Source organism: Natrinema sp. CBA1119 (assembly GCF_002572525.1).
Classification (GTDB): Archaea; Halobacteriota; Halobacteria; order Halobacteriales; family Natrialbaceae; genus Natrinema.
This window is the reverse complement of sequence record NZ_PDBS01000001.1, coordinates 178,870-203,565: the sequence shown is the minus strand read 5'-3', so window position 1 is coordinate 203,565 and position 24,696 is coordinate 178,870. Positions and strand designations below refer to the sequence as shown.

The following is a 24,696-nucleotide window of genomic DNA, read 5'->3' as shown; positions in this document are numbered from 1 at the left end:
TTAGGCCACCAACATCCAGCCGATGAGTGCGATCGAGGACAGACCGATCGCGTACTTCAATCCGCTCAATAGGTCTGCATCCCGGATGTATCCACAGATGAATCCGGAGATGATCGCCTGCAGCGTCACCGCGTGGAAGAACAACACCGACAGCATGTCGACGTCGATGTTCTCGCTGAGGTTGGCTCCTTCCATTCCGCTTCCCCCGCCAGCACTGGAGCTGGCTTCGGCACCACCACCGCCGGCGTTGAGTCCCGCCATCGTGTCGATGAACTGCGTCTTGAGGATAGCGATCACCGCGAGCACCGTCATGAACGTCATGATGATGATCACGATCTGCATGCGGGTCCGGGACTTCCGTTCGCGCTCGATATCGTCGTGGTTCTCGCTCGCAGTCGCAGCCGTCCGGAGCACGTCCGAGATCTGGTTCGACGCTTCCTGGGCCTCGGTGATCAGTCGAGTCGTCCTGGCGAGTCGCGGAATGTGGTACTTGTTGTTGAACTCGATGAGCGCCTCCTTCAGGCTCGTCCCGTAGTTGACCTTCGTGTGCATCATCTCGAACTCGCGAGCGAGTTTCCCGTTCGTGGTATCGGAGACGGACTTGAGCGACTCGAGCAGGGTCAACCCGGTATCGTTCGAACTCGAGAGCTTTCGCAGGTCCTCCGAGAGCTTGTTGACGACGGAGTTACGGTGTCGAACGTTCCACTCGCGGAAGATCGAGAGCGGGATCGCCGTGATGTAGAGGGGGAGATAGACGTAGATGAACGTCCCCCAGATCGGCTTGTCGAGCATCCCCTGCCAGGAGGTGGGAGCCGACCCGGTTACCATGGCCGTCACGACGATGACCAACACCATCGGTACGGTCAACGCGAGCGTCACCAGGGGATTATCTCGGAAGAAGAGGTGTGGCTTCCGCAGCACCTCGAGCGTCTCGTAGGTCCCCTCGCGGTTCTTGACCCGGTCGAAGACGCTGTGCGCGCCGGTAAACTGCTCGACGAGTCCGAGGCTCAGCAATCCGCCTTTCTGCCCGGTTTCGGTCCGTTGGCTGGTGTTTCCCATCGAGAGGTAGCCGTCGCCGGGCTCGTCGTGCTTGACCGTCGACACGAGAACGAGAAACCCAACGCCGATCATTGGAATTAGCCCGTAGACGACCATGTAGAGCATCTGGTCCGTTACGTTCGCGTTCGGTATCATCTTCATGACGACCATGATGATGATCAACAGGAGCGGGAACAGCGACAGCGTCATGTACATCTCGCCGAAGAGTTCGAGCGTCTCGAGGGTGAGCTCCTGTTCTTGCTTCGCGGTGCGCATGTGCTTTTCTTTCTTGTCCTCGAGGAAGCTCTCGATGTCGCCGCCGCTGTTGACGATCGAGAGCATGTCGGTCAGGAACTGCGAGAGGTCGTCGCTTGGCGTCTGGAGTGCCTGTTTCCGGATCGCCGTCCGGTAGTCGATATCAAAGTATTCGGTCTCCTTGACGATGCTCTGGAACTCCTTTGCGACCTCGCCGTAGGTATCGTCGGCCTGAGCCATCGCCTCGATTATCTCGAGTTGGTTTAGGCCGCCGACCGACAGGGCGTACATAAACGAGACCGAGTCGGTCATCAGCATGTTGATCTCGCGCTTGCGGGCCGAGGCGCGCGAGTAGGGAATCGCGACCATCGAGCCAAAGCCGATCGCGAAGCCGATCGAGCCGAACACCAGCCCGGTGAAGAAGACGACGGCCGGTACCCGAAGCAGTTCGATGATGCTGAGGAGGAGTCCGTGACCGACCGGAATACCGATAAGTGCCTCGTTCGAGAGGAGACCGATCGCGAAGATGCCGTAGCCGAGCATCAGGCCGACCAGCCAGAGACTTAGGCCGCTGATGAACCCGATTCCGATCGCCCGTGAGAGGTAGAGTTCGACCGTATCGCTCATCCGAGCCTGTGCGAGCTTCGTCTCGATGTCGGCGACGAACTCGTTGTCCTCGCCGAACAGGCGATCGTACACCGGATAGAACCGGTCACCCAGCGCGTCGGAGCTGGCCGACATCCCTGAGCCGCCACTGTCGTCAGTTTGCAGACTCATGCGTCGTCCTCTTCAGTGCCGTCCGCGTCGGTTTCGTCGTCGAAAATCCCGGTATTGCCGTCCGTCGGTTCGTCACCGGAATCCGTCTCGTCGTCTCTGAAGATCGACCCGTTGTCATCCGTCTCGCTCCCGTCGAACAGCGACCCGTCGTCATCGTCGGCTCCGTCCTCGTCGTCGCCGAAGATGGAGTCGGATCCGCCGCCGAATATCGAGTCGCCATCGTCGCCACCGTTTTCGGCGTCGGTATCCGTGTCGGAGGGGGTATCAGATTCGGCATCGACGCCATCGTCGGCATCGGTGGCGACAGTGCTATCGGAATCGGTGTCGGCGTCGGTATCGGTGGCGTCGTCGATCGCTGCCGGCTCGCCGGTTGCCGCCTCCGTGTCGTCGTTCGCGTCTTCAGTCCCGTCGTCCGGCGGATCCGAAGTATCGTCATCGATATCAATCGTCGGCGGTTCAGTGTTCGACTCGTTCCGATCGGAGGCTGACTCGCTGTCGACGTCGATCGTGGGGGTCTCCGGCCCGTCCGCGTCGCTCGTGGCCGGCGATCGACCGGTATCGGCGTCGGTCGCGGCCGCCGAGGTGGTACCGGGCTCGTCGGGCTCCGCATCGAATTCGTTCGCCGGCTCGTCGTCGGACGAATCCGGATCGAAGATCGAAGCGAGGTCGTCCTCCGGGAACATCGAGTCGAAGCCGGAGGTGTCCGGTTGGGCGGTTGTCGTCTCCTCGCTGCGCTCCGGTCGGCCGGCGTCGGGATCATCCAATTCGTCGATCGTCTCGCCCATATCGTCGAACAGTCCGCCTAGATCGCCGTCCTCGGCGTCGTCGGTCGGGAGTACCGTCGATTCGTGGTGAGTCGAGTCCGCTCTCTCACCGTCTGCTCCGGCGGGCGGACTCGAGGCAGCTGACAGATCCGCTGTTGTCTCCGCCTCCTCACCGGTGACAGCTTCGGAATCGGCTGTCTTCGTTCCCACCGTCGATTCGGTACCCGGCGCAGTCGAGGGCTGTGAACCGCCGCTCGAGGCGGTAGTGTCCGAAGTTTCATCGACAGTGGGTGCCGGCTCGATCGCGGTCGAACGACCGCCGGCGTCGGACGCACTGTCCGACGTACTCGCATCGGTTGGGGAAGCAGCGTCGGTCGCGCTCGCAGTAGCCTCGTCGCTGTCACTGTCACCGCCGATGGCGAACCCTGTCTCTTCGCTGAGCCACGCCGGTTCGTCACCGCCGTCATCGTCTTCGGCGGCGAACGACGACGAGCCGGCGCCGAGTTCCCACTCGTCCTCGTCGACGGTCTCGTCGACCTCACCGGCGAAGTCGAACTCCTCGCTGTCGGCGCGGTCGACGTCAATCGTGCTCTCCTCTTCGACGTCGCCGAGGGCGCTCGCGAGGCCGCTCGGGATCTGCCCCCGATACTCCTCGAATAAGGACTCTTCGGCCCGCTCGAGGAGGTCCATCGAGAGGTTGTACGTCTCGCTGCTCGCGTCCGGACGCGGGACGAGCTCCTCTTTTTCCGGGTCGACGTCGATCAGGACACTCTCCATCTCGCGGAGATCCTCGAGACTGTCCTCGAGCTGGCCGTTCGCGATGAGGGTGAGGATCGTCTCTGGGTCGTTGATGAACGCCTGCACCGTCGCGGCGACCTCCGCGTACGTGTTCAACCCTTTCTTGATGAGATATGCGAGGATGACTTCGCGCTTGAACAGCTCTTCTTGGAGTTTCTCGTTGCTCCAGCCACGGTCGAACTGGATCTCCTCTAACGTGTTCGAGTCCCCCATCTTGAGGTACTCGTCGGTCTCGGCCTGCCACTGGTAGACGTCTTGGACGTTGATTTCGTCGTGTTCGGCCTCGTAGTGGTTGATCTCGGTCAGGGACTTGTTCCGGCGGACCTTCCGGCCCTGCACTCTGGTTTGCGTCTGGATTGAGACCAGATCCAGCGCCGTGAACATCGTCTTCGAGACGTTGATGGGGTCCGTCGTGAACCGCTTGAGGACCTCGTCGACGGAGTCGGCGTGGAAGGTGGTGTAGGTGGTGTGACCGGTCGACATCACCTGGAACAGCGTCCGCCCCTCTTCGCCGCGGATCTCACCCATGACGATGTAGTCGGGTCGCTGGCGCAGTGCCGCCTCGAGCAAGTCGAACTCGTCGACGTCGCCCTGCTCGTCGTCGGCGAACGAGGGACGGGTGACGCTGGCAATCCAGTTGCGTTGGGGAAGTTCGACCTCGCGGGTATCTTCGATGGAGACGATCTTCGCGCTCGAGGGAATAAACAGGGAAACGGCGTTCAACGAGGTCGTCTTCCCGGACGCGGTCCCCCCGGCGAAAATCAGGCTCTTGTGGTTCTCGATGGCGAGCCAGAGGAACGCCATTTCGTCGAGCGAGAAGGTGTTCCAGTTGATGAGATCGATCGGGGTGAAGGGGACGTCCTTGAACTGGCGGATGGTGTAATTCGTCCCGTGAGCGGACACCTCCTTGCCGAGCGTGAGCTGTGCACGCGAGCCGTCCGGCAGCGTCGCGTCGACCTGTGGAAGCCGCTTGCTGATCCCCTTCCCCGAGCGCTGAGCAAGCTTGACGACGAAGTCGTCGAGTTCGTCCTCGCCGTGGTAAATGTTCGAGATGATCTGTTCGTACTCGGAGTGGTAGACGAAGACGGGCGAGTTGTAGCCGTCGACGGAGATGTCCTCAACGTTGATGTCGTGTTTGATGCCGTCGATACGCTCGTAGCCGATGAAGTCCCGCTTGAGCAGGTAGAGCAGTTTCTCGACCTGGTACTCGCTCAACGTGTCCGGATCGTCCGCGAGGATCGCCGGCTCGGGTCTGACCTCGATCCCCCCGAGTTGACTCGGCCCGTCGTCGACTTCCGACTCGTCTTCGTCGTCGTCGAGGAGCCCTCGGAGCGTCTCGAGGATCCCCTCCGCGGTCTCTCCGGAGGTCGCCTCGAAGAGATCGTATCGCTTGAGAAGCCGCCGCGTTTCGTCCTCGATAACCGTCCGTCGGCCGTCTTCGGTCGCTTTCTCTTTGATACCGTCTTCGGAGTACTTGATCGCCGTCCTGAGTTTGCCCGAGAGGAACTCTTGGAGTTCGTTCTCGATCTCGTTTTGGTACGGCTCGATCATGTAGTACTTCTTTTCGTTTTCCTTCTCCGAGTGGAAGATGATAACGTAGGCGTAGGGTTTGTTTACCCAGTACCGCTCGATCTCGCGGAAGTGGGTCTTCTTCTCGAAGGGCACCGCTTTCTCGAGATCGTAGCGATTGGAGACGGTGGTATTGCCCGCAACCGTCGAGAAGAACTCGTCTTCCTCGATATCCTCTTGAATGTTAACGGTCCGTTCCTCGACGATATCGTCGAGTTCCAGCGCTGCATCGTTGCCGGCCGCAAGATGTCCTTTTACCGTGTCAGAATCGAAGCCAAGAGCATCCTCCTCGTCGTGGCGGATGATCTCGCCATCACCGTCTCGTGGGCGACTTCCGTCGTCCTCGTAGTAATATTCCCACTTGTAGTGCTCCCAGGTCCAGGTATCCTTGACGACCGGCGTCGTTTCGGGGTCGGCGTACTCACAGAAGCGTTCCCAGAGCGTGTCAGCGTTGTCGCCGGCGATCGGCAACACGTGGCCCGCGAGGTCGTCCGGATGATGGCCGAGATACGCTTCGGGATCGAATTCGACCTGATTCCAGTCGTCCCCGCTGGGGACCGTCGTTCCGACATCCTCGTCAGTGTCGAGCCCGAGCTGATCGTCCGCGTCGGCCGGTTCGGGATCGTCTGGATACAGGACGGATGACTCGTCGCTGTATCCGTATTCGTCCATAAATTCTTCCCACGTGTACGTCCCAACGCGGATGGCCGAGTTCGATATCGGCTCCGACTCGTGGGCCCGTTCGTCCTCCGACGCAGGGTCGGACGCCTCCCCCTCAGAAAAGTCCCCGGCATCCGATTGGTCGGCCTCGTCAATAGCCATTGCAGCTATCCAAACAGTCATCCCTCAAAAAATTCATCCGCCCATTACCATTTCTGATAATTCTGCGCGTACGGGGTTTCGACCGTTTCTGCGTTGCTTCGTGGTCTCACGTCACTCGAGGTTCCGTTTACTACCGAATTCAGTGTGACGCCACGAAACTCAGAACGGTTCGTCTCTGAAGAGATACATCACGCTTATATTCGCTCTTTTCCCTGTTTTCAACGTGATTGTCAATGCCAACCAGTATGCGTAAGGAAGCTATCAGTAACCGTTGGAACCACACCGATCTGTTCGAGACGCGTTCGACTCCCTCGATGGCAGAGGGCGGACTATTCGACCGTCGCTGGCAGTGGTGATCGTCGATGACGGGACTGACGCTCCGACCGTTCTTCTGGCGGCCGACCCACCTCTTCCCGGAGACGCGACTCGTCTCGCGGACGCACGACGGCATCGTCGAGAGTTCCTACGGCGAGTTCGGCGACCGCGTCCGATCGCTGCTCGCGGCGCTCGCCGACCGCGGCTTCGGTCACGGGGATCGAATCGGGACGTTCGGCTGGAACCACCACCGGCACCTCGAGGCCTACTACGCCGCGCCGCTGTCGGGCGCGCAGTTGCACACGATCAACGTGCAACTCGGCGACGACGATATCACGTACATCGCCGAGGATGCCGATGACGACGTCCTGTTCGTCGATCCGGGCGAGCCGTTCGAGACGATCGAGCGGCTGTGGGACGAGCTGGCGGTCGACGAAGTCGTCGTGATGGGCGAGGCGGTGCCCGACACCGACATCGACGCCGTCGCCTACGAGGATCTTATCGCGGAGTACGACCCGGTCGACGAGGGCAACCTCCCCGACCTCGAGGAGGACTACCCCGCGGGGATGTGTTACACTTCGGGAACGACCGGTCGGCCGAAGGGCGTCGAGTACACCCACAAGATGATCTACGCCCACGCTATGATGGTGATGACCCCTGCCGGCCTCGGCATCGAGGAAGGCGACGTGGTCATGCCCGTCGTGCCGATGTTCCACGTCAACTCCTGGGAGTTTCCCTACGCCGCGACGATGGCCGGGGCGACGCAGGTCTATCCCGGTCCGTCACCGAGCGCGGCCGACCTGCTCGAGTTAATCGAGCGCGAGGGTGTCACCATGACCGCCGGCGTTCCCACGGTCTGGATCAATCTCCTCGAGCACGTCGACGAACGCGGCGGCGACCTCTCGAGTCTCGAGCGGATCGTCGTCGGGGGCAGCGCCGCGCCGGAGGAGATGATGCGCCGCTACGACGAGGAGTTCGACGTCACCGTCGAACACGCCTGGGGGATGACCGAGACGATGAGCATCGGCTCGGTCTCGAGACCGAAATCTCGAATGGCCGACTGGGACCCGAGCCGCAAGTATGAGAAGCGTCGGAAACAGGGACTGCTCTCTCCCGGCCTCGAGATGCGCGTCGTCAACGACGCGGGCGAGGAAGTCCCGTGGGACGGTGAGTCGGCCGGCGAACTGTGGGTCCGCGGGCCGACGGTCATCACGGAGTACTACAACCGCCCGCAGGCCAACGAGGAGGACTTTGCGGACAGCTGGCTGAAAACGGGCGATATCGTCTCCGTCGACGAGGACGGCTACATCGAGGTCGTCGACCGCGCGAAGGACGTCATCAAGAGCGGCGGCGAGTGGATCTCCTCGATCGCGCTCGAGAACGCGCTGATGGCCAATCCGGACGTCGTTGAGGCGGCAGTGGTCGGCGTGCCCCACGAGAAATGGCAGGAGCGACCGCTCGCAACCGTCGTCACTGTCGAGGGTGCAGATCCCGACGAGGACGAACTCCAAGAGCACTTGCGGGAAACGCTCGAGCAGCCCGACTGGTGGCTCCCCGACGAGATCCGCGTCCTCGAGCGGATTCCCAAGACGGCGACAGGAAAGTTCGACAAGCAGGGACTGCGCGAAAAGCTTGACGTAGGCGACGCCGAAACGGAGGACCGATGAGCGAGTTATTCGATCTCGACGGGAGGGTCGCAGTGGTAACGGGCGGCGGACGCGGCATCGGCCGCGCCATCGCCGTCGAACTGGCGAACGCAGGGGCTGCGGTGGTCCCGAGCGCCCGCTCGGCGGACGAGATCGAGGCCGTCGCGGCGGCAATCGAAGACGCGGGCGGTGACGCGGTCGCCGTCCCCGCGGACGTGACCGATCCCGACGCCGTCCGAAACGTCATCGACCGAGCCGCCGCCGAGTTCGGCGGCGTCGATATCGTCGTCAACAACGCCGGCTTCAATCCGGACGACGCGCTCGGCCGGCCAGAAGACGTCGACACCGAGAGCCTCGACCGCGTGCTGGACGTCAACTTGAACGGCGCCTACGAGGTCTCCCACGCGGCGGCGGATCACCTCCTCGAGAGCGACGGCGGTTCCGTGATCAACGTCGCGAGCGTCGGCGGACTGGTTGGACTGCCGCGCCAGCATCCCTACGTGGCCTCGAAACACGGGCTCGTCGGGCTCACGAAGAGCATGTCGCTGGATTGGGCTCCCGACGTCAGGGTCAACGCCGTCGCGCCCGGCTACGTCTCGACGGAACTCACCACGGAACTCGAGGAAAACGATCGGCTGCGCCAGTCGATCCTCGACCGGACGCCACTGGATCGATTCGCCGAACCCGAGGAAATCGCCGGCCCCGTCGTCTTCCTCGCGAGCGAGGCCGCGAGTTACGTTACCGGCTCCGTGCTCGCGGCCGACGGCGGCTGGACGTCGCGATAGAGGGCCCGCTCTTCTGCGCGTTCGAACCGATTACGTTCGGCCGATCTCGTTTTCCACTAAAAATCACGGGGGTAGTTGTGACCACCTGGTAGTTCTCCGAACGCTTAGCTTTCGACCCGGGCTACCTCCAGTATGCGATACAATGACAGTGATCGAGCACGCGAGGTCGCCGAGCGTGCCAACGATTTGATGGAAGAAGTCGTTCTTCCGATCGAACGCGAGCGGGCCGGCGGGATGGCCGTCTCGAGCGGTACCGTCGCGGAACTGCGCGAGGCCGCTCGCGAGTACGACATCTACGCCCCACAGATCCCCGAGGAGTACGGCGGCATGGGACTGAGCTTCCGCGATTCGCTGCCCGCGTTCGAGGAAGCGGGCCGCAGTCTCCTCGGCCAGGTCGCGATGCGTGTCGACGCCCCCGACGAGGGGAACATGCACCTCCTCGAACTGGTCGGCGACGACTTACAGAAAGAAACCTACCTCGAGCCGCTGGTCGCGGGCGACATCAAGTCCGGCTTCTCGATGACCGAGCCGATGCAGGGTGCGGGATCGGATCCGAAAATGATTCGGACGACGGCTGAAAGGGATGGCGACGAGTGGGTCATCGACGGCCACAAGTGGTGGACGACACAGGGCGTCGAGGCCGACGTCCTGATCGTCCTCGCCCGGACCGATCCCGACGCTCACCCCTACGAGGGCTGTTCACTCTTTCTCGTGCCGGCGGACGCCGACGGCGTCGACGTGATCCGCGACGTTCCCCACATGGGCGGCGGCGGTCACGGGGTTTCCCACGCCGAAATCCGCTACGAGAACGTTCGCGTGCCCGAAGAACACCTGCTCGGCGAGCTGAATCAGGGATTTGTCCACGCCCAGGAACGCCTCGGCCCGGCCCGACTGACCCACTGTATGCGTTTTTCCGGCATGGCCCAACGCGCCCTCGACATCGCGAAGGCCTACACGAGCGAACGCGACGGGTTCGATTCCACGCTCTCGGACAAGCAGTCGCTTCGCCACCGAATCGCCGACGCCGAGGCCAAACTCCACATGGCCCGAACCGGAATCCGCGACGCCGCCGACCGGATCGCGGCCGGCGACGAGGCCCGCATCCCCGTCTCGATGTGCAAAGTGTTCACCGCAAACACCACCCAGGACGCAGTCGATCTGGCCGTCCAGTGTTGTGGTGCAAACGGGATCGGGAAGGACCTTCCGCTGTCGGACTTCTACGAATCGGTCCGGCAGTTCCGCATCGTCGACGGCGCAGACGAGGTCCACCGTCGCGTCATCGCTCGAGCCGCCTTCGAGAACGTTCCCGAGGAGGAACTCGAGCCACTGACCCGCTTTGGCGATCCGAATCGAGAGCGACGGACGGAGCACTGACGACTCGCTTGCGACCGGCGGTTCTCCGTTTCCAGTTTCGGTCGTCCACTCCGCATGCCCGTCGTTCACATGGAACGATCGTCTAGGACGACAGTACGTGACCGACGGGCTGAACTGGGGGCGAGACTGCATCGGCGTCAACTCCTCGAGTGGGCGTCATAGTCGTTCGTGACTGCCACCTGCGTCGCTACTTGGACCCCATTGGGCCTCGAGACTAATTGTAAAACGGGCGTAGCGGGATTCGAACCACGCGAAGACGGTCGCTCGCTTCGCTCGCGCTGCGTCTTCTCTAATTCGAATCCCGCCATGCCGGTTCACTCGCCACTCCGTGGCTCGTTGCACGGGCGTGGCGGGATTCGAACCCGCGATCAGAAGGTTAGGAACCTCCTGCCCTCTCCGCTAGGCCACACGCCCCGGCGTGAAAAAAACGTTAGTTGGTTTCCGTTTCCGCTTCGGTTTCAGCGTCGGTGGTCGTCTCCTCTTCGGAGGTGACGGGCTCCGTGTCAACGAACTCGTCGTCGTTACGGTCTGCCTCGTCGACGTTCCCGCTACCGTCACGCATTTCTTCGAGTTCCGTTTCAACTTTCTCGCGCCCCTTCTGGAACTCACCCATCGCCTCACCGGTCGACCGTGCGAGCTTCGGGATCTTGTTCGCCCCGAAGAGCAAGACCGCGATGATGAGGATGATTGCGAGTTCCGGAGGTCCCATGCCGCCGGGGATGAACAGCGGTGCAATTTCGGCTACCATCTCTATGCGTGGCTTACCCGCTGGCAATTATAACCTTTTTGGACCGCTTAGGTAAACAAGACACCGCGACAGTCCGTGTGAGGACGTGATTCGTCGAGAATGATAGCTCCTCACATTGAACGGGAGAAACGCGCCGGTTCGTTTCACACCGCTATCGCAATCTCCAACCGTTCCGCGAACGAAACTGTCTTTCCCGCTTGTACGGTATTGTCGAACGATGGTAACGACCGGCGATGCTGCACCCGACTTCACCGCACCGCTCGCAAACGGCGACATCGAGGAGTTCACGCTCTCCGAGCGCCTCGAGGACGAGGCACCGATCGTCCTCGCCTTCTTCCCCGGCGCGTTCACCGGCGTCTGTACGACCGAGATGTGTACGTTCCAGGACCGCCTGGCCGCATTCAATGGATTAGACGCCACCGTCTACGGCGTCAGCCGCGATTCGCCGTTTACGCTCAACGAGTTCCGCGAGCAGAACGGCCTCGAGTTCGGTCTCATCAGCGACTACAACAAGGAGATCATTGACGACTACGAACTCCCGATGGACTTCGCCGATCTGGGCGTCTACGGCGTGGCCAAGCGCTCGGTGTTCGTCGTCGACGCCGACGGCGAAATCGCCTACTCGTGGGTTAGCGACGACCCCGGCGTCGAACCCGACTACGACGAGGTCGAAGCCGCCGTCGAGAACCTGTCCTGACGCTGCACCGAGAACCGTTCGATCCGCGACCGTCGCAGGGCTTTTTTAGCCTGCAACCGACGTTCAGATATGAGCAACTCCCCCGTCGACGAGGATTCCCGCCGCATCTACTTTCCCGACAGCGATCACGACTTTCCCGACGAGAAACTGAACTCGGTTCTCGAGTTCATCGACGACGACGAGGAGATCACCGCGTATCTCGAGGCCCAGAACGTCAACGCAGTCGACCGGATGCAGTACAACGACCACGGCTCGAAACACATCGAGATCGTCCGCAACCGGGCGCTGTGTCTCTACGACCTGCTCAAGGCCGGTGACGTCGACTTCAACGGTGCGCGCCAGCAGGGACTGGCCGAGGAGGACGAATCGGTCATCATCGCACTCGCGGCGACGATACACGACGTCGGCCACGTCGTCCACCGCGACAGCCACGCCTATTACTCGATTCCGCTGGCCGCGGACATCCTCGATCGAGTCCTGCCCGAGTTCTACGACGTCGGCGACACCGTCCGGATGAAAGGCGAGATCCTCCACGCGATCCTCTGTCACCACACCGCGGAAACGCCGCTGACCACCGAAGCGGGCGTCATTCGCGTCGCCGACGCCCTCGACATGGAGAGCGGTCGCTCCCGGATCCCCTACGAGTACGGCGGTCGCGGTATCAACACCCTCTCGAGTCAGGCGATCAAGCGCGTCTCGCTCCAGCCCGGCGACACCACGCCCGTGATGGTCGAGATCGAGATGACCAATGCCGCCGGCGTCTACCAGGTCGACAACCTGCTCAAGGCCAAGCTCAAAGACTCAGGCCTCGAAGAGGAGATCCGGATCGTCGCGCTCAACACGAACGAGAATCACGAGCAGTTGGTCGAGCGGATCGAGCTGTAAAACCCACCTTTTGCCCTGCAGTCTACCGCGCTGGTGACTTCGTCACACAGCGCGGCGTCCCTCGGCAAAAGCTGGAGCAAAAGCACTCCTCCCTCCGTTCGCTCGCGCTGCTCGCTCACATCAGTCGTCGGCCCGCGAGCGCCGTAGGCGCTCGTGGCGGGTATCGGGTACCTGCCTGCCCTCCCCCGTTGAGCGGGCGCCTCGCGTCCGCGAGGTCGTCGGCGCGAAGTCGTTCGAAACGGCGAAGCCGTTTCGTGATGCCACAAATCTTCGATTTGTGAGCACGCCGACTGCTCGAGGGACCTCTGGTCCCTCGCCGCTCGGAAGAGCTTGCTCTTCCGTAGGGTCGCGAGTTCCTCGCAACGCTCGGAACTCGCTCCCGGCCATTCGAGTCAGCTACTCTCTCCTCAGGCGAGTTCGAATCGCCCGTCCGCTCGCTCGAGATGCCCGCGATCCCGAAGCGTTCCGGTAATCGAGAGGACCGTCCCTTTCGTGACCGCGAGGTCGTCACAGAGGTCTTCGGCGGTCGCCCCACCGCTCGCGGCGAGATACAGGTAGACGAGTTTCGCTCGAGCGGAATCGAGATCGGTCGGTACCGAGACGGCAAGGTCAGTCGTCGCTGGCTGCGCCATACTTCCACGTCTCTCTTTCGACGATAATAAACTCTGCCTACAACGATTGTCGAAAATCCGGCGACGAGACGCCAGCCATCATTGTCGATGCCGTATACGTCATCCGTCGAACCTACAGCGATACTACGGGCCGACCGCTCGAGCGGCCGTTCTCGGGTATAGGCAATCGTCGTGATCGGGGAGCGATGACGACCGTTAGCGGGACGGCGACGGGCGTTTCGCTGGCTGCCGTCCGACAGTATAACTTACGGTCGGCGATATGAGGGACCCAATGTCGACGCAACTCACCGTCCTCGCGCTGCTGACCGGACTGTTGACCGGGGCAGTGTTTCGATTCTTTAATATCCCGATCCCTGCCCCACCGGAACTCCCCGGTATCATGGGTATCGTCGGAATCTACCTCGGATACAAAGTTATCGAATACGCCGATGTCGGCATCGACCTTCTCGAGACGCTGGGGTTGTAGCGACCGATCGAGCGACGAGAGTCGGCCGCGCTCAGGCCGCCGACCCAGTGCTGAAGAAAAGCCGCATGAGAACCCACAGCACCATCAGGAGCGCCGCGGGTGCGAACACTATCGCCACGAACAGCAACGGACCGGCCAGGACGGAGGCGCTGAGGAGAGACGCGACGATGCCGAGCAGCAAAACGGTACCCATAGATTCCCCAATAGCCGGGATGGGTATAAACGATTCTACTCGAGATGACGACCGGATCGCACGCCGAAAAACGGAACGAGAAAACGGAAGCGACGCCGCGGTCAGTAACTACGCTCTTTGGGCTCGTAGGTCTTGTTCTCGCCCTCGAGGATGACCGGTCGGTAGAAGATCGAGGGTTCGCCATCGTCCCACGAGATGAGCGTGTGTTTGAGCCAGTTCTCGTCGTCGCGGATCTGATTCTCCTGTCGCCAGTGAGCGCCGCGGAATTCGTTGCGAACGAGCGCGCCGAGCGCGATCGTCTCGGCGACGTCGATCAGGTTTCGCGTCTCGATGGTCTGCTGGAGGTCGGTGTTGAACGTCCGCGACGGGTCGTCCACGTAGACGTCCTGGTACTCCTGCCGGCACTCGCGGATGAGCTTCAGCGCCTTCTTGACCCCCTCTTCGGTGCGGAAGACGTTGACGTAGTCCGTCATCGCTTTCTGGAGCTTCGCGCGGATCTCGGCGTGCTGGACGCCGTCGTCTTTCTCCATCAGGTGGTCGACGCGTTCGCGGGCCGTTTCGACGGTCCGCTCGAGGATGCCCTCGGCGTCGGCGGTGACGCCCCCGTCTGCGGCGACGCTTCCGCTCGTATCGAGTCCCGCTTCGCCGGGGGCGACCGGGAGTTCGGTGTCGGTTTCGTCCTCCACATCGTCGCCGTAGCCGGTCCGGATCTCGGGCTCGCCGAGATCATCACCGGCTGCGTGGCGACCGGCGCGCTTGCCGAAGACGATCAGTTCCGGCAGGGCGTTGCCGCCGAGGCGGTTGCCGCCGTGGACGGAGACGCAGGCGCACTCGCCGGCGGCGTAGAGGCCGTTGACGCAGCTCTCCCCGTTCTCGTCGACTTCGATGCCGCCCATCGCGTAGTGCTGGCCGGGCTTGACCGGCATCGGCTCGACGAGGCCGTCGACGCCCTCGAAGTCCTCCGCGAGGTGGAGGATGTTCTCGAGGCGGTCCATAATCCGTTCCTCGCCGAGGTGGCGCATATCGAGGTGGACGTACTCATCGTCGACGCCGCGGCCCTCGTTGACCTCGGTCAGTTCGGCGCGGGCGACGACGTCCCGCGAGGCGAGCTCGCCGGAGTTGTTCGCGTAGCCGTGCTCGAACATGAACCGCTCGCCTTCGCTGTTGTAGAGGATGCCACCTTCGCCGCGGACACCCTCGCTGATGAGCACGCCGGTCGAGGGCAGCGAGGTCGGGTGAAACTGGATGAACTCCATGTCCTCGAGCGGTGCGCCGGCGCGATACGCCATCGCGTGGCCGTCGCCGGTACAGGAGACGGCGTTGGTGGTGTGATCGAACGCCTGCCCGGGACCGCCGGTCGCGAGGACGACCCCGCCGTTGGCCTTGAAGCCCTCGATCGTGCCGGATTGGACGTCGTAAGCGACGACGCCGTGGCACTCACGGTCGTTCGGATCCGGTTCGTCCGTCGTCGCGAGGTCCATCACGTACCACTCGTCGTAGACCTGAATGCCTCGCTTGACGACCTGCTCGTACATCGTGTGCAGCAGGTGATGTCCCGTCTCGGCACCGGCGTAGGTGGTCCGCGGATACGAGAGCCCGCCGAACGGTCGCTGGGAGACCCGGCCGTCGTCCTCGCGGGAGAACGGCATTCCCCAGTGCTCTAAATTGATCGTCTCTTCGGGAGAGTTCTGCGCGAGGGCCTCGACCGCCGGGGCGTCGGCCAGGTAGTCCGACCCCTTCATCGTGTCGTAGGCGTGGAGTTCCCAGTCGTCGCCCTCCTGGAGCGCGGCGTTGATTCCGCCCTCCGCCGCGCCGGTGTGGCTGCGGACGGGGTGGAGCTTCGAGACCATTGCCACGTCGGCTCCCGCTTCGTGTGCTGCGATCGCGGCTCGGAGGCCAGCGCCGCCTGCGCCGACCACGATAACGTCGTGTTCGTACATGGATTACCAGAATTTCAGGTTCTTCTTGACTGCCTCCCGCTTGAGCTCCTGAATGTGCTCGGTGAGCGGGATGTCTTTCGGACACACCTCGGTACAGGAGAACTGGGTCTGGCACCGCCAGACGCCGTGTTCCTGCTCGAGAATGCGGAGTCGGTGCTCTTTGATCTCCTCGCCCTCGCGGTCGTCCATCGCGAACTTGTAGGCCTTGTTGATCGCCGCGGGGCCCAGATACTCGTTGTCGCCGGCCGCGATGTTACAGGAGGACATGCACGCACCACACCAGATACACCGCGAGGACATCTTGATCTTCTCGCGGTTTTCGGGGCTCTGGCGCTGCTCTTCGAGGTCGTCGGTCGCGGGTGTGTCCTCGTCCTGAAAGTACGGCTCGACCGTGTGCATCTGGTCGTAGAAGTGGTCCATGTCGACGACCAGGTCCTTGACGACCTCCTGGTGGGGCAGGGGCTCGATGCGAACCGGCTGCTCGAGGTCGGAGATCTGGGTCTTACAGCCCAGTCGCTGCCTCCCGTTGACGAAGAAGGCATCGGAGCCACAGACGGCCTGCCGACAGGAGTGTCGGAACGTCAGCGACGAATCGTACTCGTCGCGGGCGTACATGACCGCGTCGAGGACGGTCATCCCCTTCTCGAAGGGGACGTGGAAGTCGTCGAATCGGGGTTCCTGTTTCCCCTCGACTTCGGGGTCGTAGCGGAACACCTTGATGAGGACCGTCTCCCCCTGAAGTTCGGCCTCCTTTTCGGCGTGTTCGTCGACCATCCCGTCGTCTTTGTCGTCGAGTCGCCGCTCCTGGGGCGACTGCGTGCCTTTCATCTCCGGGTCTTCCGGTGCTTCCTGGCTCTCGGGTTCGGCCTGTTGCGTGCTCATATTAGATCATCCCTCTCATTGCGAGTGCGACGTAGATTCCCTGCGCGACGAGCGCGACGCCGGCGATGACCAGCACCGCCAGCACGACCTTCTTCTGGGTCCCCTCGAGGCCCTGATTGACTAGCGCGTTGTAGACGCCGTTGACGCCGTGGAACGCGGCGGTGATCAGGAACAGCACCATCGTGAGGAAGTAACCGATGTTTTGCATTCGGGCTTCGGTACCCAAGAAGGTTACCTCGTACGCGTGGTTGACGAAGTGCAGGAGGAAGAAGTGGAAGGCGAGAACGACGACGAGGAACGCGGCGGTGACGCGCTGGAGGAACCAGCCGGTGCCGCCGGGCGTAAAGGAAGAGTAGCGCTCCGCCATTAGATCGACACCCCCGCGAGGAACGTGGGGACGCTGGCGACGGTGATCGCACCCGTCAGCACCAGCGAGGCGTAGAAACTCTTGTCCTGTGCCTCGAGCCCGACGCCGAGATCGACCATCAGCAGGCGGAGGCCGTTCAGGATGTGGAAGACGGCCACCGCGAGCAGGCCGATCTCGAGCAGACGGACGAGAAACAGGCCCTCGAGCCCCTGTAGCGTCGCGGTATACACGTTAACCGCTTCTCCGTCGACCATCGTCGTTTCGCCCTGTGCGCCACCGATAGAGGTACTCAGCACGGCGATGTGAGTGAACAGGTAGCCGATTAGCACCCATCCGGTGAACTTGTGGAAGATCCACGCCCACATGCCGGCCGAGAACTCCTTCCAGCGACCGAAGTCCTCGATGAGACCGCGATTGTAAGACTGACTCATACGCTCATGTGGTGCGTTAGACCGCGGGGGTATAGAAGTTACTTTTATCTCTTCCACCCGGCCATTAGTGCACGATAACACCACAAGAATCAAAGGAGATTTTTTCACAAAGGCAAAATCACTTCGGTCGCATCCCCTCGGATGTCCGACTTTCCGGCGACAGTCGGGAAGTCCCCTCCATACGGACTGCTGTCCGTCGGTTTCGGTGCACCCGCGGGATGGTCGGAGTTTCGTCGACAACCCGGTCCAGGGAGCCGTCTCAGAGATCCGAGCGCGAACTCTCCGTCGTCCGCTCGCGCTCGAGGGCCGTGAGCGTGTCCGGCGAGAGGCCGACCAGGTGACAGAGCGGGTTCCCCGGGTAGACGACCGGGTTCTCGAGGACGCCGACGATGAGGCCGGTGAAGGGGGCCTCGACCGTGACGATGTCTTCTTCCTCTTTGAACGGGTTCGTGATCGTACAGATCACTTCGCCTTCCTCGACGAGCGCGCCCCGACCGCGTTTCATGTCGACGATACCGCCGGCGTCCGCGCGGAGCCAGGTTTTCTCGTTATCGTCGTCGATGATCGTTCGCCAGCCGGGCCAGTGAACGGAGGACTCCCGATGCAGGCCGAACTCGGCGAGGACGCTCGCGACGCCGGTGAGCGCGCGGTCGATCAGCCGCCGCTGGAATCGGTGGGCCTCGCCCATTTCGACGGTGATCGTCGGGATATCGGCTTCGGTCGCTTCGCGGCGCAGCGTCCCCGACGGTCCCTCGCCGGCGATGATGACGTTCGAACTGAACGCCATAGCGAGTCTGCCGACGTCGGAGCGCTCCATGTTCGCCCGGACGTGAAGCATGTTCGTCCGCCCCCGCGTAGACGTATGGAAGTCGACGCCGAGGTCACACGGTTCGATAAAGTTCGTGTAGATCTGGTGGGCCATCCGTCTGGCACTCGTCGACCCCTCGCGCCCGGGAAACGATCGGTTCAGGTCCCGGTCGTAGATCGGCAGATACCGCTCCTGTGCGAGGAAGCCGGGAACGTTCATCACCGGCAGGCAGACCAGCGTCCCGTGGAGCACGGAGTGGTCCCAGTCGTGGGCGACCTCGCGAACGACCTCGATCCCGTTGAGTTCGTCCCCGTGGGCCGCCGCCGAGAGAAAGACCGTCGGCCCGGGATGTTCGCCGTTGATCACCGTGACGGGGATCCTGACGGGATCGCCGAGATACGTCTCGCTGATGCCATAGCGAATGTTCGCCGATTCACCGGGATCGACCCGGCCGCCGTTGTAGGTAAAGGCCTCGGCCATCGTCTCGGATTCGTCCGCTTGGTCGGGTGGCTCGCTCGTTGTTGCGTCGTCGCTCATATGACGTGCTCCGGCGGCACCACCGTGAATGTTCTCCCTTCAATATTGCCGACCAGTTTGTGGTATACCCTCTCGAGCGGTTCCATATTTCGTTTTCCGGAGAAAAAACAGTTTCCCGCCGACTCGGTCAGGCAGACCCTGGGACTGTGGGCATACGTTTTGTATCTGGCTGTGCTACAGACAGCCATGGAAATTCGTGAAGCAACTGACTCGGACGCTGCAGCGATTCGCTCGATCGCACACGACTCGCTCAACTCCACGTACACGGCATTTCTCGAGGAAGAGACCATCGACGAGGCGATCGACCAGTGGTACGGCGACTCGCTCGACGACGAGCTCGACGACGACCGCTCGCTCTTTCTGATCATCGAGCGTGACGGCGAGATCGCTGGCTTCTCACAGAGCGAACTGGTCGGTCAGCAGGCGAACACCGGCCACTTGCTCTGGTTGCACATTCATCCCGACCACCGCGGTGACGCGACGGGCGTTCGATTGCTGGTCCGCACTCGCGAAGCGTTACTCGAGGAAGGAGCGGACGGAATTCAGTGCTTCGTTCTCGCGGACAACGAAGGTGGTAACGAGTTCTACCGATCTCATGGCTTCGAGCAGGCCGGCCAGCGCGAGGTCGAGATCGGCGACGAAACCTTCACGGAAAACGTCTACGTCGAGGCGAACCTCGAGGGCGACGACGAGTGGGGGGCGATCGACGAGGTCACCACCGACGGCGAGACGGTCTACGTGAGCTACGGGGAGGCCGCTCGCGGAACGAGGGCGCCGTTCTACACGACCTACAAGAGCGAGGATCGACACGACCGCTACGCCTGGTTTTGCGGGAACTGCGACTCGATCGACAACGCGATGGACGCGATGGGTCGGATCGAGTGCAACAACTGTGGCAACCGGCGCAAGGCGACCCGGTGGGACGCGTCGTACCTCTAGCAGAGTCGGCCCTTCCGTCTCCGACCCCTTCCGTAGTCGCTCCTGTTCTCCTCTCCGACGACTTCCCCTTTGACGATTGGCTACACCCCTGGCTCTGTTGAACGGCATGTCTCACTCCAGACCGACCATCCGGCGTGCGGTGGCGCGCGCTGTCGACAGGCCGAACGAAAGTGAGGTCGGTCGATGACACTGCGCGAGGGATGAGCGAGAGAACGAAGTGAACGAGCGAATCGGTTGGGGAGGGCGTGGCGATTCCCTGTTGCCACGATAGCAGGACACTTCTTTCATTGAACTCACTACCGAATACCCTGCTCAGTAAACGGACTCTCTTGAGCAGACGTACTGTGAGAAGTCAGCAACTCGATTCAAACCGATCCAGCGCTCGAGGCCATCCCTCGAGCCGCCCCTACCTCGACTCAGGCGTGTTCGTCGACGAACGCTTCGATCCGGTTGAGTGCCCGTCGGAGATCCTCGAGCCCGGTCGCGTAGGAGACCCGAAGGTGGCCCTCACCGCTCCCGCCGAAGACATCGCCGGGGACGACGGCGACGCCCTGTTCGCGCAGGACGGCCTCGGCGAACTCCTCCGCGGTGAACCCCTCGGGAACCTCGGGGAAGCAGTAGAACGCCCCCTTGGCCTCGAAGACGTCCATCCCGATCTCGCGAAAGCGCGAGAGGACGAACTGCCGCCGGCGGTCGTACTGGTCGACCATCTCCCTGACGTCGTTCGCACAGGAGTCCAGGGCCTCGATCGCGGCGTATTGGGCCGTCGTCGGGGCCGAGAGCATCGTGTACTGGTGGATCTTGTTCATCGCGCCGATGGCGTCGGCCGGACCGAGCGCGTACCCCAATCGGAGCCCGGTCATCGCGTGGGCTTTCGAGAAGCCGTTGAAGACGATGGTTCGCTCGCGCATTCCCTCGAAACTCGCGATCGAGGTGTGCTCGCCGTCGTAGGTCAACTCGGCGTAAATCTCGTCGGAGAGGACCGTCAGATCGTTTTCGCGGGCGAAGTCGGCGATCGGCTCGAGGTCCTCGGCGGGCATGATCGCGCCCGTCGGGTTGTTCGGGTAACAGAGGACCAGCATGTCCGCGTCGGCCGCGCCGGCTCGCTCGAGGCCCTCGACCGTTAGCCGGAAATCGTCTTCCTCCCTCGTCGGGACGGGAAGCACCTCGCCGCCGGCGAAGATGACGCCGGGTTCATACGAAATGTACGACGGCTGGGCGATCGCGACCGTGTCGCCGGGATTGACGAACGCCCGGAAGGCAAGATCAACCGCCTCGCTCGCGCCGGCGGTGACGATGATCTCTTCGTCGGGATCGTACCCCAGCTCGAAGCGGTCGGCGACGTAGTCCGCGATCGCGTCGCGGAGTTCGCGCTTGCCGCGGTTGGCCGTATAGGAGGTCTTTCCCTGCTCGAGAGACGTGATCGCGGCGTCACGGGCCGCCCACGGCGCCGCGAAGTCGGGTTCGCCGACACCAAGTGAGATGACCTCGTCGCGTTCCTCAGCGATCTCGAAGAAGCGCCGAATGCCCGATGGCGGGACCGTCTGCACCCGGTCTGACAGTTCGAACGTCATGATCAGGGTGAAAAGGAGAGGCGGTCGTCGCCCTCTCCGTCGCCGAGTTCGATCCCGTTCTCCTTGTAGGATGTCATCACGTAGTGGGTGACTGTCTGGGTTATCTCGGGGACCGGGGCGACCTTTTCGCTGATGAACTGCGAGACCTCGCGGATCGAGTCGCCCTCGACTTCCATATCGAAGTCGTAGTCGCCGCTGATCAGCCGCAGGGCTTTGACCTCGGGGAATCGTGCGAGGCGCTCCGCAATGTCGTCGTATCCCGTCTCGCGGTCGAGCGTGACGTTCAACTCGACTTCCGCGCGGACCCGCTCGTCTTCCAGTTTGTCCCAGTCGACGACCGCCTGGTAGCCCCGGACGAGGCCCGCTGCCTCGAGCTCCTCGATGGCTGCCTCGACCTCGTTCTCCTCGAGGTCGGTCATTCGCGCGATATCCGCCGTGGAGTAGCGCGCGTTCTCACGAAGCAACTCGAGCACCTCGCGTTCGCTCATACCGCTTGGAAGCGCGAGCGCGAGTAAAGTTCTAACGTTGTTCGGCCGGCGGACCGCGGCGGGTCCGGAGTGCGCCGACTCCAGTTGGGATCGGCTCCGTGACGCGGCGTCTTCCCGCGTGACCTCGTTCGGTGGCACTCGAATTCGAGATCACGCGACGTTCGTCGTCGCGGGGGCTCCCTTCGCCCGTCCCGTCTTCGATTCCAGTCCGCTGCCGATCGCCGTGGGAGCGCAGACGTCCGGCTTCGATGGCGAGCTTTATACCCCAGTACACTGGAATTTACCGATACGTTTCGAGGTACCTATGGACGATTCGAGACAGCCGCCGTCGATCGATCAACTCGAGGCGCGCTTCGAGGCGGAACCGCGAGAGCGGCTCGTGACCTGGGCCGAACGGCTCGCGGAGCGCGAGACGAAAGCGCGGAAGACGACGCTTCGCACCCTCCGGCAGTTCGCCGAACAACAACCGGCTTCGCTCGAGCCCGTCCTGACGACGCTGTCGCTTTTTCTCACTGACGAGGAGCGCTCGAGTCGGCTGACGACCGCGAAGCTGTTCGTCGCCGTCGCCGAGGCCGAACCGGACGCGGTCGAGTCGGTCGTCTCGCCCCTCGCTGCCCGGTTGGCCGACGACGACGAGTTCTACTACGTGCGCGCTCGTTCGGCGGAGGTGCTCGGCTACGTCGCGCGGGATCACCCGGAGGCGGTCGCTTCACCCGAGGTCGTGGCCGACCTGCGAATCGGACTGTCGTTCGACGAGCCCGAGGTGAGAGAGAAGCTGGCGAAAGCGCTCGAGTACGTGGCGCTGGGCGACCAGGAGCGACTCCGACATCACGTGTCGGAGCTGGCCAGCCATCTCACCAATTCGAACGAACTCGTTCGCTATCACCTCTGTACCGCGCTGGTCGCGGTCGGCTGTGCGTATCCGGACGCGTTGTCCGAGAGCACCGCCCCACTGTGCGACCGGTTGGACGACGAGAGTCCCTACGTCCGGGGACGGGCGGTCGAGGCGCTGGGCCTGCTGGCTCGGTCAGATTCGGACGTGGCGATACCCGACGTGCGTTCGGCCGCGGACGACGATGCCGCGGCGTTCCTCGTCGATCGAGTCCGCTATGCGACCGATGAGGACGACGGGCCGGGAGATACCACTCTCGAGAAAATCGGGACGATACCGGGGCTCCGTGACCGAACCGACGAAATCGTCGATGAGATCACCGCTCCCGACGGCGACGAGTGTCCCTACTGCGGGCTCTCGCTTCCCGAACCGGGGCCGCCGATCTGTCCGCAGTGCGGTGGCCCCCGCTGACGCGGCGCGTTAATTAGGCCAGCCTAAAAACCGGAACGCCTTTATATTTTAGGCTGGCCTAAACCAGTATGACCGGCGAATCGGGGGAGATCGATGTACCGACTCGACGAGAACGCGTGACGGACGGTGGGACGGCCATCGGCGGCGTGCCGGTTCCGGGACAGTCGACGGTATTCGGTATCAGTAGCGTGTCGGTTCCCGGACAGTTGTCGCTGTCCGGTATCGGTGGCGAATCACTCGACGGAACGACGGGCCGTTCCTCGCATACCACCCCGATCGAACCAACCGGTGTGCGCCGACGATGAGCGGGAGGAAGTCACGCGTCGCGACGGGAGAGCCCGCGATGTCGCGACGAAACGAGACGCGGTTCGGGTGGCTCCTCGATCCGAAACTCGCCACAGTGGTACTCAGCAGCCTTGCCATCGTGTTCGTCGGCGGACTGATACAGGTGAGCTACGGTGCGTACTCGATGACGCACATGGAGGCGTGGCTCGCACTCTTCAACCCGAACGTGGTGTTCAATCCGCAGGCCTGGGACGCGTTCTTGCTCGGCGAGGCGATGCCCGAGATGAGCACCGAAAGCCTCATCGTTTGGAACATCCGCCTCCCGCGGGTGTTCGTCGCGGTCCTCGTCGGGATGAACCTCGCCGTCTCGGGAGCCATCTTTCAGGCGGTGACCCGGAACGAACTCGCGAGCCCGTTCATCCTCGGCGTCTCCTCCGGGGCGGGGCTCATGATCTTGCTGACCCTCGTCGTGTTCGGGAGTTTGACGGCGTTCCTTCCGCTGATCGCGGCCTTCGGTGGGGCCGGTGCGTTTCTCATCGTCTACGTCATTGCCTGGAAGAACGGCACCTCGCCGGTCCGACTGGTGCTCGCCGGCGTGATCGTCGGAACGGTCTTCGGCTCGTTGCAGACGGCGCTCTTTTTCTTCGCGGACGATATCGGCGTCGTCCAGTCGGCCATCGCCTGGACCACTGGGTCGCTTACCGGGACCGACTGGGAACAAGTCCGACTCGTGCTCCCGTGGACAATAGTGGTTGTTCTCCTCTCTATCGCCGGCTCGCGACAGATGAACGTCCTCTTGCTGGGCGAGCAGACGGCGAAGTCGTTGGGGATGTCGATCGAGAAAGTGCGGTTCGCTCTCTCGGGGGTCGCGGTCCTCGCGGCGGCGGCGAGCATCGCCGTCGCCGGCATCGTCGGATTCGTCGGCCTCATCGTCCCGCACATGGTTCGAAACCTGGTCGGGAGCGACTCGAAGAAACTGGTCATCGGCTGCCTGTTCGTCGGTCCGGCGTTGATGGTCGCCGCCGACGTGGGCGCGCGACTCGCGTTGAGTCCCACGCAAATTCCCGTCGGCATCGTCACCGGACTCATCGGCGGCCCGTACTTCCTTTATCTGATGCGAAAGCAAGAGAGCATGGGTGAGATCTGAATGGGACGCGCCGGTATGGACGGGCGACGGACGAGTCGTCGAGCGTGGTACTCACGACAAGTTGCTCGCAGCGAACGGTCTGTGCGCTACTCTGTGGGGCGTGCAAGCCGGCGAAATAGATGAGCTGTCCGAAACACACCTCGGACGGGACGCTCACAGCACGATCGATGACCGACGGAAGTTTTTAGGTCCGCCTAACAATCGATGGAGTTTTAATGTTTTAGGTTAGCC

General features: G+C 62.7%; 22 protein-coding genes, 1 tRNA gene and 1 pseudogene. 11 read left to right on the top strand and 13 right to left on the bottom strand.

Going from position 1 to position 24,696, the window contains the following annotated elements; translation table 11 throughout:
• Complete coding sequence (locus CP556_RS01015) at nucleotides 1-2,070, bottom strand: type II secretion system F family protein (protein ID WP_098723917.1); 2,070 nt, start codon at nucleotides 2,068-2,070, stop codon at nucleotides 1-3.
• Nucleotides 2,067-6,023 carry an ATPase, T2SS/T4P/T4SS family gene (locus tag CP556_RS01010; protein WP_098723916.1) on the bottom strand — a complete coding sequence of 1,319 codons (3,957 nt, stop codon included), beginning with the start codon at nucleotides 6,021-6,023 and terminating at the stop codon, nucleotides 2,067-2,069. The genes CP556_RS01015 and CP556_RS01010 overlap by 4 nt, the downstream gene beginning before the upstream one ends.
• A gap of 362 nt (nucleotides 6,024-6,385) precedes the next feature.
• Here CP556_RS01010 and CP556_RS01005 point away from each other — a divergent pair, with 362 nt between their 5' ends.
• The 3 genes from CP556_RS01005 (at nucleotide 6,386) to CP556_RS00995 (ending at nucleotide 10,143) form a co-directional block, all read left to right on the top strand.
• The gene (locus CP556_RS01005) at nucleotides 6,386-8,005 is read left to right on the top strand and encodes a long-chain fatty acid--CoA ligase (protein WP_098723915.1); all 1,620 of its coding nucleotides are present in this window, start codon (nucleotides 6,386-6,388) and stop codon (nucleotides 8,003-8,005) included.
• The gene (locus CP556_RS01000) at nucleotides 8,002-8,769 is read left to right on the top strand and encodes an SDR family NAD(P)-dependent oxidoreductase (protein WP_098723914.1); all 768 of its coding nucleotides are present in this window, start codon (nucleotides 8,002-8,004) and stop codon (nucleotides 8,767-8,769) included. Before CP556_RS01005 ends, CP556_RS01000 begins: the two co-directional genes overlap by 4 nt.
• Before the next feature lie 132 nt (nucleotides 8,770-8,901).
• Nucleotides 8,902-10,143 carry an acyl-CoA dehydrogenase family protein gene (locus tag CP556_RS00995; RefSeq protein WP_098723913.1) on the top strand — a complete coding sequence of 414 codons (1,242 nt, stop codon included), beginning with the start codon at nucleotides 8,902-8,904 and terminating at the stop codon, nucleotides 10,141-10,143.
• Between the two features lie 341 nt (nucleotides 10,144-10,484).
• Here the strand turns inward: CP556_RS00995 and CP556_RS00990 are convergent.
• Both CP556_RS00990 and CP556_RS00985 read right to left on the bottom strand, forming a co-directional pair.
• Nucleotides 10,485-10,557, bottom strand: a tRNA-Arg gene (locus tag CP556_RS00990).
• 16 nt (nucleotides 10,558-10,573) lie between these two features.
• Complete coding sequence (locus CP556_RS00985) at nucleotides 10,574-10,891, bottom strand: twin-arginine translocase TatA/TatE family subunit (RefSeq protein WP_098723912.1); 318 nt, start codon at nucleotides 10,889-10,891, stop codon at nucleotides 10,574-10,576.
• 217 nt (nucleotides 10,892-11,108) lie between these two features.
• Between CP556_RS00985 and CP556_RS00980 the strand changes: the two genes are divergently transcribed.
• A complete protein-coding gene (locus tag CP556_RS00980; RefSeq protein WP_098723911.1) occupies nucleotides 11,109-11,588 on the top strand; it encodes a redoxin domain-containing protein in 480 nt (159 codons plus the stop codon).
• Between the two features lie 69 nt (nucleotides 11,589-11,657).
• Nucleotides 11,658-12,473, top strand: a complete 816-nt coding sequence (locus tag CP556_RS00975) for an HD domain-containing protein (RefSeq protein ID WP_098723910.1) — start codon at nucleotides 11,658-11,660, stop codon at nucleotides 12,471-12,473.
• A gap of 407 nt (nucleotides 12,474-12,880) precedes the next feature.
• Here CP556_RS00975 and CP556_RS00970 read toward each other — a convergent pair whose 3' ends face one another.
• Nucleotides 12,881-13,105 carry a helix-turn-helix domain-containing protein gene (locus CP556_RS00970; protein WP_098723909.1) on the bottom strand — a complete coding sequence of 75 codons (225 nt, stop codon included), beginning with the start codon at nucleotides 13,103-13,105 and terminating at the stop codon, nucleotides 12,881-12,883.
• A gap of 271 nt (nucleotides 13,106-13,376) precedes the next feature.
• Here CP556_RS00970 and CP556_RS00965 point away from each other — a divergent pair, with 271 nt between their 5' ends.
• On the top strand, nucleotides 13,377-13,571 hold the full coding sequence (locus CP556_RS00965) for a XapX domain-containing protein (RefSeq protein WP_098723908.1): 195 nt from the start codon (nucleotides 13,377-13,379) through the stop codon (nucleotides 13,569-13,571).
• A gap of 31 nt (nucleotides 13,572-13,602) precedes the next feature.
• On the opposite strand, the gene CP556_RS25720 is transcribed toward CP556_RS00965, so the two are convergent.
• The 6 genes from CP556_RS25720 to CP556_RS00940 all read right to left on the bottom strand — a co-directional run bounded on the left by CP556_RS25720 (nucleotide 13,603) and on the right by CP556_RS00940 (nucleotide 18,729).
• A complete protein-coding gene (locus CP556_RS25720) occupies nucleotides 13,603-13,764 on the bottom strand; it encodes a hypothetical protein (protein WP_176548085.1) in 162 nt (53 codons plus the stop codon).
• Between the two features lie 101 nt (nucleotides 13,765-13,865).
• The gene (locus CP556_RS00960) at nucleotides 13,866-15,704 is read right to left on the bottom strand and encodes an FAD-binding protein (RefSeq protein ID WP_098723907.1); all 1,839 of its coding nucleotides are present in this window, start codon (nucleotides 15,702-15,704) and stop codon (nucleotides 13,866-13,868) included.
• A gap of 3 nt (nucleotides 15,705-15,707) precedes the next feature.
• Nucleotides 15,708-16,586: a succinate dehydrogenase/fumarate reductase iron-sulfur subunit gene (locus tag CP556_RS00955; RefSeq protein WP_098723906.1), complete on the bottom strand. Its 879-nt coding sequence runs from the start codon at nucleotides 16,584-16,586 to the stop codon at nucleotides 15,708-15,710.
• A 1-nt stretch (nucleotide 16,587) separates the two neighbouring features.
• Complete coding sequence (locus CP556_RS00950) at nucleotides 16,588-16,953, bottom strand: succinate dehydrogenase/fumarate reductase transmembrane subunit (RefSeq protein WP_098723905.1); 366 nt, start codon at nucleotides 16,951-16,953, stop codon at nucleotides 16,588-16,590.
• Nucleotides 16,953-17,384, bottom strand: coding sequence for a succinate dehydrogenase, cytochrome b556 subunit (sdhC, locus tag CP556_RS00945; RefSeq protein WP_098723904.1), 432 nt, complete (start codon nucleotides 17,382-17,384; stop codon nucleotides 16,953-16,955). The genes CP556_RS00950 and sdhC overlap by 1 nt, the downstream gene beginning before the upstream one ends.
• 259 nt (nucleotides 17,385-17,643) lie before the next feature.
• Nucleotides 17,644-18,729, bottom strand: coding sequence for a succinylglutamate desuccinylase/aspartoacylase family protein (locus tag CP556_RS00940; protein ID WP_098723903.1), 1,086 nt, complete (start codon nucleotides 18,727-18,729; stop codon nucleotides 17,644-17,646).
• 186 nt (nucleotides 18,730-18,915) lie between these two features.
• On the opposite strand from CP556_RS00940, the gene CP556_RS00935 reads away from it, so the two are divergent.
• Complete coding sequence (locus CP556_RS00935) at nucleotides 18,916-19,668, top strand: GNAT family N-acetyltransferase (protein WP_098723902.1); 753 nt, start codon at nucleotides 18,916-18,918, stop codon at nucleotides 19,666-19,668.
• 416 nt (nucleotides 19,669-20,084) lie between these two features.
• On the opposite strand, the gene CP556_RS00930 is transcribed toward CP556_RS00935, so the two are convergent.
• Both CP556_RS00930 and CP556_RS00925 read right to left on the bottom strand, forming a co-directional pair.
• Nucleotides 20,085-21,242, bottom strand: a complete 1,158-nt coding sequence (locus tag CP556_RS00930) for a pyridoxal phosphate-dependent aminotransferase (protein ID WP_098723901.1) — start codon at nucleotides 21,240-21,242, stop codon at nucleotides 20,085-20,087.
• A gap of 2 nt (nucleotides 21,243-21,244) precedes the next feature.
• Nucleotides 21,245-21,730: an Lrp/AsnC family transcriptional regulator gene (locus tag CP556_RS00925; RefSeq protein ID WP_098723900.1), complete on the bottom strand. Its 486-nt coding sequence runs from the start codon at nucleotides 21,728-21,730 to the stop codon at nucleotides 21,245-21,247.
• Nucleotides 21,731-22,034: 304 nt separating this feature from the next.
• Here CP556_RS00925 and CP556_RS00915 point away from each other — a divergent pair, with 304 nt between their 5' ends.
• The 4 genes and pseudogenes from CP556_RS00915 to CP556_RS26500 form a co-directional block, all read left to right on the top strand.
• A complete protein-coding gene (locus CP556_RS00915; protein ID WP_098723898.1) occupies nucleotides 22,035-23,033 on the top strand; it encodes a HEAT repeat domain-containing protein in 999 nt (332 codons plus the stop codon).
• Between the two features lie 68 nt (nucleotides 23,034-23,101).
• Nucleotides 23,102-23,338 carry a hypothetical protein gene (locus tag CP556_RS00910; protein WP_098723897.1) on the top strand — a complete coding sequence of 79 codons (237 nt, stop codon included), beginning with the start codon at nucleotides 23,102-23,104 and terminating at the stop codon, nucleotides 23,336-23,338.
• On the top strand, nucleotides 23,335-24,465 hold the full coding sequence (locus CP556_RS00905) for a FecCD family ABC transporter permease (protein ID WP_176548084.1): 1,131 nt from the start codon (nucleotides 23,335-23,337) through the stop codon (nucleotides 24,463-24,465). Before CP556_RS00910 ends, CP556_RS00905 begins: the two co-directional genes overlap by 4 nt.
• A 25-nt stretch (nucleotides 24,466-24,490) precedes the next feature.
• A pseudogene (locus CP556_RS26500) lies at nucleotides 24,491-24,694 on the top strand (hypothetical protein); the annotation flags it as partial.
• Between the last annotated feature and the right edge of the window lie 2 nt (nucleotides 24,695-24,696).